We start from the raw sequence: 10,230 nt of genomic DNA on the forward strand, positions 1-10,230 counted from the left end.
GCGCATGCCGATCGGGTCAGTGTGATTCGACGATCGTGAAGATGTCCGACAGCCCTCGGCGGGGGGTGGCCGGGATGGGATCGGCATCGGCGGGCGCGGTCCCGGCTCGGATCACCACCTGCGGCTTGCTCGGCTGGGGGAGCAGGTTCGTGAGCAATTCGCGACTCGCCTCCAGCTCGGTGATATGGGTGAACGCGCAGGTTGCCAGCCCGACTGCGGTGCATTCAAGGAGCACGGCCGACAGCGCCTCACCAGCCCGCAGCCAGTGGAGCACCGAGTCGGCGCCGGTGCTGAGTACGAGCAGACGAGCGCGATCCTCCAACTGGGCGCGGCGCATCGAATGCGGGGAAGGGGGGTAGGCTCGTCCGACCCCGACCCGCGCGAATTCCGCGTCTGAAACCAACGTGGACTGCGGTACCCCTTCAGCAGCAACGGAATTTTCGGAACGTCCTGTCCACCACTGTAATTCGGTCTGATAGAACAGATCTTCGCGGCGCGCGGCCTTGGTCTGCTCCGATGCGGAGGTAAGCCGTGCCCGAGCGTTGTCATCGAGCACATCGAGCTCGACCTCGTGCGGCGAGGCGAGCATGCGTATTCGAGGCAGGAGATCGGCGAAGCCTTCCGGTTCGGACAACGGCAGCCGATCGGTGTGGCGCTGGTCGATAGCGAGTGCGCGGGAGTGGATACCGGCGGGCGGATCCGGCCAGGTCCGGAATGCGATGACCGCCAGACGATCGGGGCGGTCGAGATCGGGGACTCGGGTGGTGTCGGTATGCCAGCCGCGGTCGGCGAAAGCGGTGCGTGCATGGTGCAGCATCGCACCGCAGCTGATCACCAGTTGCCTGCCGAGTGGATCGGTCGCGGACAGCAGCCGATCGGTATCGGTGTAGAGGTGGAGGCGAACGCCGTCGAACACCCAGCGCCACGGCTGGGTGTTGTGTACCGACGGCGCACGGGTAGCGAGCTGCAGTGCTGCCAGCATTGTCGGGTGATCGGGAACCGGTACGGCACCTTTCTCGTCGTCGGCGGTCATATCTCGATTTTTCTCTGTAGGCAGGTCAACGGATACGGGCATTCCTCCCGGTAGTCGAGGAATTCGGTCCTCGCCGGGGGTGGTGCGGATATCGTTTGTCTCATTGCGCGTGTTCGGCGGGTGCGGACATATCGAGTATTTCGGCGAGCGGCCTGCGCGGCGTCGGCGGAGTGTCCTGGTCTGCGGCGGACGTGATACCGACCCGGACCATAACCTGGGGCAGGCCGGAGTGCTCGGTCAGCTCCCGGATGACAGCACGGCTGCGCGGTACTTCGATCAGATGGGTCAGGGTGCATGTCGCGAACTCCGCGAGGGTGCATTCGAGCAGCACTGTGGAGAGCGCTTCACCGCAAGACACCAGGTCGCCCGGGGTGTCGCTATCGGTGGACAGGACGAGGATCACCGCGTGATCGGTGGTGCTCTCGCTACGCGGCGGGATATCTTTGGCCGCGGGGAACTGGCGGTTTATAGCGACTTGCCGCCCTTCCTCCGGAGAGATCAGAGCTTCTTTGGGGACACCGGCACTGGCGATGGTATGTCCTGTCCACCATTGCAATTCGGCATGATATTCGGAGTCGTAGCGGCGCAGGGCCGCGGCCATCTCCGCGGCACGGGCAAGCGTGGGACGGCTGCCTTCCGGTAAGACGTCGAGAGCGACATCAGCCGGATTCACAGTGGCCCGCAGGATGGATTCGAAATCGGACCAGCCGGTGGGTGCGGTGAACGGCAGCCGGTCGGTGCGTCTGCGCATGATGGCGTCGGCACGATCGCGATCGCCGTCGGTCACGGCCTCGGACGGATGGAACGTGAGGGTGGCAAGGTGATCGCGGCGGTTGGGATTGGGGAAACGGTCGACATGGGTATGCCAGCCCGCCGCTGCCATGGCCACGCGCAGGTGGTCCAGGGCGATCCCGCAGCTGATCAGCAGCTGCTGACCGGAAGTATCCGTTGCGGGGAGCATCCGTTCCGGCACGGAGAACAGACGGAGGGCCCGGCCGTCGAATTCCCAATGCCAGGGTTGACTGTTGTGCAGCGACGGTGCCCGGCCTGCGAGCAGCACGGCCTTCTCGATGGTATTCCCGGTCGGTAACTGGGTCATACCGCTGACGGTAGATATTCCACGGCAGTCTGACATGAGTCATAGGTCCCGGATCGGACCGCCGGTGGCCCTGCCTGCTGAGCGGCCGCTGCGGACCTTCGCCCCTGGACGGGAGGAATCGAGCTGTTCAGGCTGGAGGAGTGGGGAACAGGGCACCGGTGGCACCGCGGATCGACGCGCGCTATCACGACGCGGTGATCTTCGATATGGATGGGGTGGTGACCGACAGCGCGTCGATCCATGCCGCGGCTTGGGCAGAGATGTTCGATGCCTTCCTCAGCCGAGCACCGGCCGCTGCCGGACAAAACCGCTCACCATTCACCGAAACCGATTACCTGCGTTATGTGGATGGCAAGCCGCGCTATCGAGGTGTCGCGGATTTCCTGGCGGCCCGAGGTATCGCACTGCCTTGGGGGCATTCCACCGATCCGGCGGAATCCGATACCGTATGCGGCCTCGGCAACCGGAAGGATCATCTGTTCCTGGATCGGATCGCGCATGCGGGGGTGCGGGCATTCGAATCGACTGTCATGCTGATCCGGCGACTGAACACCGCAGGCATCCGCACCGGGGTGTTCTCCGCCAGCAGAAGCTGCGCGCAGGTGCTCACTGCCGCGGGAGTCGCCGACCTGTTCGCCGTGCGGGTGGACGGTGTCATCGCCGCGGAGCTGGGGCTGGCGGGAAAACCCGATCCGGCGATGTTGGTCGAGGCAACTCGCAGACTGAATGCCGAACCCGGCCGCACAGTGGTCGTCGAGGATGCCGAGGCAGGGGTGGCCGCAGGCCGAAATGGTGGTTTCGCGCTGGTTATCGGGGTGGACCGGAACGCGAACGCCGCTCGGTTACGTGCGCAGGGCGCCGACACGGTCGTCGATGACCTCGCGCGGGTACAGGTGACCGGGGGCTTACGGCGGATGTCGGAGGTCGCGGATGTGGTCGAGCACTGGCCTCATATCGTGGATCTCCTCGGTACCGAGAAGACCGCGGTACTGCTGGATTTCGACGGCACCCTGGCCGATATCGTCGCCGATCCGCCCGCCGCGCAACCGGTCGACGGCGCGGTGACCACGTTGACGGAACTGGCCGAGGAATGCCCGGTGGCGATCATCAGCGGACGGGATCTGACCGATCTGCGCGAGCGGGTGGATGTCCGTGGTATCTGGTACGCGGGTAGTCACGGCTTCGATCTGATGGCTCCGGACGGCACCCGGCATGTGCCCGATATCGGACCGGGCGCCGAGGAAGCGATCGCCTCGGCCGCCGAGACACTACAGCATCAGCTGCGGGATATCGCGGGAGTTCTGATCGAGCACAAGCGATTCGCTGTTGCCGTGCATCACCGCAAAGTGGCTGCCGAGCATATCGGCCGGGTGGTTGCCGCAGTACACGACACCGGACGCTCGGCCGGGTTGCGGGTGACCCAGGGCAGACAGGTCACCGAATTGCGTCCGGATGTGGACTGGGACAAAGGCACCGCGGTGCGCTGGATCATCGAGCATCTCACCGTTCCGGTGCTCCCCATCTATCTCGGTGACGATCTGACCGACGAAGACGCCTTCGACGCGGTCGAAGCCGATGGGCTCGCCCTCGTGGTGCGGCACGACGAGACCGGCGACAGATACACCGCCGCCCGGTTCGCGGTCGGTGGTCCACGCCAGGTATGTGGCTTTCTCGAGCGATTGACCGCACTATTGCGTACCGGAACCGTTGCGGAAGTGCCGGAATCGTGGATGCTCTCCTTCGACGGTTACGAACCGGCACAGGAGAAGCTCCGTGAGGCGCTGTGTGTGGTCGGCAATGGCTACTTCGCTACCCGCGGCACGGCACCGGAATGTCCCGCCGGGGCATTGCACTACCCAGGCACCTATATCGCTGGGGTGTACAACCGCCGCTACGACGAGGTCGAAGGGCATGATATCGACAACGAGAGTCTGGTGAATTTGCCGAACTGGCTGCCGGTGACCTTCCGGATCGATGACGGCGACTGGTTCGATATCGATGCCACCGAACTGCTGTGTTACCAGCAGCGGGTAGATCTGCGCCGGGCCGAACTCGTCCGGAAGTTCCGCTTCCGCGACACCGCGGGGCGAATCACCTCGGTGACCCAGCGCCGGTTCATCGCTATGCATCAGCCGCATTTGGGTGCGCTGGCGACGATGATCACGGCCGAGAACTGGTCGGGGCGGCTGGGGATTCGTTCGGCTGTCGATGGAGCCGTGCGTAATCGCCTGGTGGGGCGCTATCGCCAGCTGTCGGACACGCACCTGGTGACGGAGCGTGCCGTGCCGTTGTCCGGGAATTCGGTGCTGCTCGCGGTGCGGACCACCGAATCGGCGGTGGTGGTGGCGGTGGCGACTCGCAGCACGGTGCGGCGCGGTGCCGATCCGGTGGACGCAACATCAAAACTCATCGATCGAGACGGACTGATCGGACACGATTTCAGCGTCGATATGGTCACCGGGGACGCGATAACCCTGGAGAAGATCGTCAGCGTCTCCACCGGACGCGACCACGCGACCGCTGGGCCGGACGAGCAAGCCGCTCGCAGGCTCGATGCCGCAGCCGGATACGCAGAGCTGTTCGCGGGGCACACGGTGGCTTGGGAGCATCTGTGGGCCCGGCTGCGCATCGATCTGCAGGGCAGCGAATCCGCCGCCCGCATCGTGCGCCTGCACCTGCTGCACCTGGTCCAGACCTTGTCACCGAACACCGTGGATCTCGATGTAGGCGTGCCGGCCCGCGGGTTGCACGGTGAGGCATATCGCGGTCATGTGTTCTGGGACGAGCTGTTCGTCTTTCCGGTACTGAACCTGCGCTTCCCCGCCCTGACTCGCTCGTTGCTACGGTATCGCTATCGCCGCCTCCCCGAGGCAAGGAGGGCCGCCGAGGAAACCGGTCTCAGCGGCGCGATGTTCCCGTGGCAGTCCGGTAGCGATGGCAGGGAGGAAAGCCAGCGACTGCATCTGAATCCGTTGTCGGGCCGCTGGAATCGGGATCCCAGCTGGCGCGCGCACCACATCGGAATCGCGATCGCCTACAACGTATGGCAGTACTATCAGGTGACCGGCGATTTCGATTTCCTCGCCGAGTGCGGTGCCGAACTGCTGGTGGATATCGCGCGTTTCTGGTCGAGTCTGGCCGAGTGCGACGCGCAGCGCCGGCGCTACACCCTCCGTGGGGTTATCGGTCCCGACGAGTTCCACTCCGGTTATCCGGAAGCGCCCGACGCGGGTATCGACAACAACGCCTACACGAATGTCATGGCCGTCTGGGTGATCCTGCGGGCACTCGATGCCCTCGACCTCCTGGCACCGCGCGCCCGGTCGGAATTGCTAGAGACGCTTTCGGTGCATCCGTCGGAACCGGAGCACTGGCGGGATGTCGCCTGCCGTATGTATGTGCCGTTCCACGATGGAGTCATCAGCCAGTTCGAGGGCTATGCGCAACTGGCCGAATTGGATTGGGACCACTATCGGAAGCGCTACGGCGATATCCAGCGGCTGGACCGGATCCTGGAGGCCGAGGGCGACACCATCACTCGCTATCGGGCGGCTAAACAAGCCGATGTGCTGATGCTGTTCTACCTGCTGTCGGCCGATGAGCTCCGCGAAATACTGGAACACTTGGGATACGAGTTGCCTGGCGAGATGATTCCACGCACCATCGACTACTATCTGTCCCGCACCTCACACGGCTCGACATTGAGCGCTCTGGTGCACGCCTGGGTACTGGCTCGGGCCAACCGTGACCGGGCCGTGGAGTTCTTCGATCTCGTGCTCGAGTCCGATATCGCAGATATCCAAGGTGGCACCACTGCGGAGGGGATCCATCTCGGGGCGATGGCGGGGAGCATCGATCTGCTGCAGCGGTGCTTCACCGGATTGGAGATCCGCCGTGATCGCCTCATCTTCTGCCCGCAATGGCCTGCCGCGCTCGGCGCCCTGTCGTTCCCGATGATCTATCGTGGCCATCGGCTGATGGTGCGTATCAGCGACGGTGGGGTCGAGATCAGTGCGGATCCGGGCATATCGCCGCCGATCGAGATCATCTGCCGGGACCGGACCGTGCGACTCGCCGCAGGGAACACGGTCCGGCTGCCGATGGATTCAGCGGCCGGACCGTGCGCATGAGTATGGCTGATTTCGGTAAGGGAACGGTCAGCTCACCGATCTGGCGATGACGACAGGCACTTGCGCCGCATGCAGGACCGCTTGGCTGACCGAGCCGAGTGTCATTCCGGCGAAACCGCCGCGTCCGTGGCTACCGACGACGATCAGCTGGGCATGTTCGCCCGCGTCGAGCAGTCGCTTGGCTGGGTTGCCTTCGACCACGATGCGCTGTACCGACACCTCAGGATAGGTCTCGCCATAGCCTGCCAGGCTCTGCGAGAGCAATTCCTCGCCCTTTTCCTGCATGGTGGCGCGTGCGTCATAGCGGAAGAACTCCGACCAGGTGTGCACCGCGACCAGCTCCGCGCCGTGCTGTGCGGCGTACTCGAAGGCGATCTCGATGGCTTGCGCGCTGCGCTCCGAACCGTCCACGCCGACCACCACCGGGCCTGCGCCGTGGTCCGCCGGTGCCGTGTTGTCCGGGATCACGGCGACCGGACAGTCGGCGTGCCTGGCCAGCGCGGTGCTCACCGAACCGAGCAGACCTCGGCCCAAGAAGCCGAGCCCACGGGTGCCGATCACCAGCAGGCGCGCTGCCTCGGACCGATCACGTAGCGTTGGGATCGGCGGCGCCTGAACCAGATCGGTCGTGATGTCGAGTTCCTCGATCGAGGCGGATGCCGCTACCGCTGTTTTGCGCGCGACCTCCAGCGCGTCGAGTCCTTCCTGCTGGTAGTCCTGCTCCCACTGCGGGATCGGGGTATCAGGCCCGAAATCGAGCGGGTCGCCGATCGCGTAGACCACGTGCAGCGGGGCATGATGGTGTGCCGCCTCGATGGCGGCCCACCGTACGGCAGCGAGTGCGGACTGCGAGCCGTCGATTCCGACGAGAACAGGCAGAGTGCTGCTGTCAGACATGTGTTTTGTTTCTTCCTATACGTCGTGGGCAACCATGACCGGACAATCGGCATGCTGGACAAGGAAATTACTAGTGGACCCCAGCAGCAGGCCACGGAACCCCCCTCGGCCCCGGCTGCTGACCACGAGCAGCTGCGCGGACTTCGACCACGCGGTGAGCAGATTGCGCGGCGCCGTGGCGCCGACCTGGCGAGTCACCTGGACGTCGGGGAATTTCTCTTGCCAGCCCGCGAGCTGTTCGGCGAGTACCTGTTGTGCGGCTGTTTCGAGCTCGCGGGTGGGGAGCAGAGTACTGACTCCGCTGTGCGGGTGGAAAGTCATATCACTGGCGGCGTGCACCGCGACCAGCGTCGTATCGCGCAGACTCGCCTCCGCGAACGCCGAGGCGACCGCAGCCTCACACGCTCGGCTGCCATCGACGCCGACCACGACCGGTCCGGACCGGCGGATCTGTTGTTCGCCCTCGGCGGTGCGGACCACCACGATATCGCCGTGACCGTGCGCGGTCACGGCGAGCAGGGTGGAGCCGATATGCGCGAGTTCGCCACCGTGCCCGGCGCCGAGGGCCACCAGATGCGCGGAAGCGGAGCGTTCGATGAGCAGGGTGGCCGGATGAGTCGGTGACAGCTCGGTGTCGACCTGCAGTTCAGGGGCGACTCGATGGGCCAGCCTGGCCGCGGCGGCCAGCCGGGCGGCGCCTTCCTCTTCCAAGGTCTGGGTGATCGCGGGAACCATCAGGTCGTACATGCCGAAGATGGCTTTGGTGGCGGCGAGGTTCAAGCCGTACACGATCAGCAGCCTGCGGTTACGTTGTGCGGCGATCTCGGCGGCCCAGCGTACGGCGAGCTCGGCGCCTGCGGAACCGTCGATGCCGACGACCACTGCCGCGGATACCGAGTCGTGTGGGTTGTCGGTGAGCGGGGCGGACATACGTGGTGTCCCTTCGGAGAGCGGTGCTTCGATATTCAGACGAGTTCGACATTCAGAAGAGTAAGAGCCATGCCATCACTATGTACCCCTGGCGTTGGTCCCGAACAATAAGGTCCTTCGGCCACGGCGCACCGGGCGGTGGTGCCGCGGCCGCGGCCGACCGTGATTCCGTGTGGCGGACGCCACGAACGCTGTGGCAGAACAGTCAGGCTTTGTGCATGATGCGGTCGAGTTCGGTGTGCGCGAGCCGGGCAGCCCAGACCCGGGCGCGTTCCAGTTCACCCGAGCCGAGCGGGCCGGTCGTGTCTTCGACGACAAAGTCCACCGGTTGATCCGCGAGAGAGTATCCCAGGCGCCGCAGCCGTTTCCCGATACCGCGCGCGGCCGATCCGGGTAACCAGGTCGGCTTGGCCATTGTGGTGCCGAAAGCCGCGGCGCGGCGGCCCGGCGACACCGGTAGCGCCGCATCGAGCCATTCCCGCACGCCGATATCGGTCGCGATCGGCCGGTCGCTCTGTTCGGCGGCAGTACGGCGTGTCCTCGGCCTGCTGAGCCCGAATGCGTGGGTCGGCCCACCGACAATGAGCAGATTCACCGGCTGCGCGGGCAGTTCGGCGGCGCACACCACGTTCAGTACTTCCACCTCGGCATGCTCACGCAGCCCTGTCGCGATAGCCTCGGCAACGGCCGCCGTGTTGCCGAACATCGATTCGTAGACAACCCGTGCCCGCATAGCCTCTCCTCTGTCTCCGCTGCGCCGCGCACCGTGGAAAGGACTTCGACATTACGGCGGCAAGAGATGAGGCGACAGAGCCGAACCGACCCTCACCGGAGGACCTTCGCCCCGTCCGCCACGGTCTTTCTCGCGGGTGGTGTGGCCGGATCGGGTACCCGGTTTGCGGGTGCTGTTATCGCGAAATGCGCTTATTTCTCGCAGTGTTGTTCGTGCTTTCGGCTTCGGGAAGCGTCGTAGTGCCGTAATGAGCGGCGCGGCCGTATGGGCCCCGGCGCAAGTACGCTCCGCTGTCGGATCCCGCCGATCCCCGGATTTGCCGGTCTGCTGTCCCGTAAATTCCTCGCAGATATGCTCGCGACAGTCCGCGTGTTCGAGCGATGATCGGGTTCTGTCGCGGAACGGATCTTTCCGTAACCGGACGCACCATGGCCGGGCGGACTGGCTGTGGTCGTCGAAAGTCCTGCGGACAGAACATGATACGGAATTTTTCCGGGTGACACCAGCAGCTTCGTACCCGTATTCGATTCCTCGGACCGAGCTCTTCTCCGTACCGAACTATGGCCGACCGATCGGATTCCTGCCGAGCGCGACTGCGGCAGTACTGCATGTGTACTGTGTATCCGGTCACACAATACGGGCAGGGAGTCGTTCGATCGATTAATTCGATCCGATCGAATATTTACCTTATCGATCGGATGGAATTGGTGATGAAATGAACCACCTCGAAGTGTATGGAAAATAATTCGAATACTTGATTCGAGTAGCGGATCGGGCAGTTGCCGAAATATTGTGATGCGCGTCGATCTCGAACGGCACCCGGTTGCGGCCGGGCTGCCTCCGTTGCGGTGGTCCCGATATGGAAGCGGTTGTACGCCAATCATCCTGCTCGTGACGGTTCCGCTCGCCCACATCAACGCCGGGCTGGGATATTCCCGCCCCAGCAAGGGCGCGACTCGCTGGATCCCGCTGGTGGCAGGAGATTTTGCCGATCTGTCGGATACGGGGATGCGTGTCGGCCCCGGGGGCTTGTCGTAGCCACGCCGTCCGTCCCCGAAATTTCCTTCCGTGAGCAAGATTTGGTATGACTACTCTGCGTCAGACTGCTATCAGCTAGCTCGTACCACGTGATTGTGGATGTTCCAAAGATCTCAAAGATCCTGTTTTCAATTTTCTGGACGCTCGGGAAAGCCGGCAAACGGGAGGTGTGGGAGTCGCTGTAGAAGTCGCGTCGGCGCGCGATCCGGATTCGGTTCGGATGTGAGCGTAGGCGAATCGAGCTATACGCGGTACCTGATCGGCATATCGAAAAGCAGGGGCGATGCCGCTGCTGGCTGGACAAAATTCGTATAAAAGGCAGATTTCGGACGTGGTAAGCCGGTGTGCTTCCGTCGCGCTTCAGTGCGTC

7 protein-coding genes are annotated in these 10,230 nt (G+C 64.2%); 2 read left to right on the forward strand and 5 right to left on the reverse strand.

Annotation, left to right across the window (positions count from 1 at the left end; translation table 11 throughout):
* Positions 1-16 precede the first annotated feature (16 nt).
* A complete protein-coding gene (locus ACL02S_RS01270; RefSeq protein ID WP_412800369.1) occupies positions 17-1,033 on the reverse strand; it encodes an Acg family FMN-binding oxidoreductase in 1,017 nt (338 codons plus the stop codon).
* 100 nt (positions 1,034-1,133) lie between these two features.
* The gene (locus ACL02S_RS01275) at positions 1,134-2,132 is read right to left on the reverse strand and encodes an Acg family FMN-binding oxidoreductase (protein ID WP_412800370.1); all 999 of its coding nucleotides are present in this window, start codon (positions 2,130-2,132) and stop codon (positions 1,134-1,136) included.
* Positions 2,133-2,290: 158 nt separating this feature from the next.
* Between ACL02S_RS01275 and otsB the strand changes: the two genes are divergently transcribed.
* Positions 2,291-6,262, forward strand: a complete 3,972-nt coding sequence (gene otsB / locus ACL02S_RS01280; protein ID WP_412800371.1) for a trehalose-phosphatase — start codon at positions 2,291-2,293, stop codon at positions 6,260-6,262.
* Positions 6,263-6,289: 27 nt separating this feature from the next.
* Here the strand turns inward: otsB and ACL02S_RS01285 are convergent, their stop codons facing one another.
* The 3 genes from ACL02S_RS01285 to ACL02S_RS01295 form a co-directional block, all read right to left on the reverse strand.
* Positions 6,290-7,159: a universal stress protein gene (locus ACL02S_RS01285; protein ID WP_412800372.1), complete on the reverse strand. Its 870-nt coding sequence runs from the start codon at positions 7,157-7,159 to the stop codon at positions 6,290-6,292.
* Between the two features lie 15 nt (positions 7,160-7,174).
* A complete protein-coding gene (locus tag ACL02S_RS01290; RefSeq protein WP_412800373.1) occupies positions 7,175-8,089 on the reverse strand; it encodes a universal stress protein in 915 nt (304 codons plus the stop codon).
* A gap of 205 nt (positions 8,090-8,294) precedes the next feature.
* Positions 8,295-8,822 (reverse strand): flavodoxin family protein, encoded by a 528-nt coding sequence (locus ACL02S_RS01295; protein ID WP_412800374.1) that lies wholly within the window; start codon positions 8,820-8,822, stop codon positions 8,295-8,297.
* 891 nt (positions 8,823-9,713) lie between these two features.
* Here ACL02S_RS01295 and ACL02S_RS01300 point away from each other — a divergent pair.
* Positions 9,714-9,860, forward strand: a complete 147-nt coding sequence (locus ACL02S_RS01300) for a hypothetical protein (protein ID WP_412800375.1) — start codon at positions 9,714-9,716, stop codon at positions 9,858-9,860.
* The last annotated feature ends 370 nt before the right edge of the window (positions 9,861-10,230 follow it).

Source organism: Nocardia spongicola, from assembly GCF_047200775.1.
Lineage (GTDB): Bacteria > Actinomycetota > Actinomycetes > Mycobacteriales > Mycobacteriaceae > Nocardia.

Excerpts from the sequence above, each read along its gene's own strand:
- ACL02S_RS01290 (WP_412800373.1), bottom strand. The coding sequence starts at position 8,089 with ATGTCCGCCCCGCTCACCGACAACCCACACGACTCGGTATCCGCGGCA.
- ACL02S_RS01285 (WP_412800372.1), bottom strand. The coding sequence starts at position 7,159 with ATGTCTGACAGCAGCACTCTGCCTGTTCTCGTCGGAATCGACGGCTCG.
- ACL02S_RS01295 (WP_412800374.1), bottom strand. The coding sequence starts at position 8,822 with ATGCGGGCACGGGTTGTCTACGAATCGATGTTCGGCAACACGGCGGCC.
- ACL02S_RS01275 (WP_412800370.1), bottom strand. The coding sequence starts at position 2,132 with ATGACCCAGTTACCGACCGGGAATACCATCGAGAAGGCCGTGCTGCTC.
- ACL02S_RS01270 (WP_412800369.1), bottom strand. The coding sequence starts at position 1,033 with ATGACCGCCGACGACGAGAAAGGTGCCGTACCGGTTCCCGATCACCCG.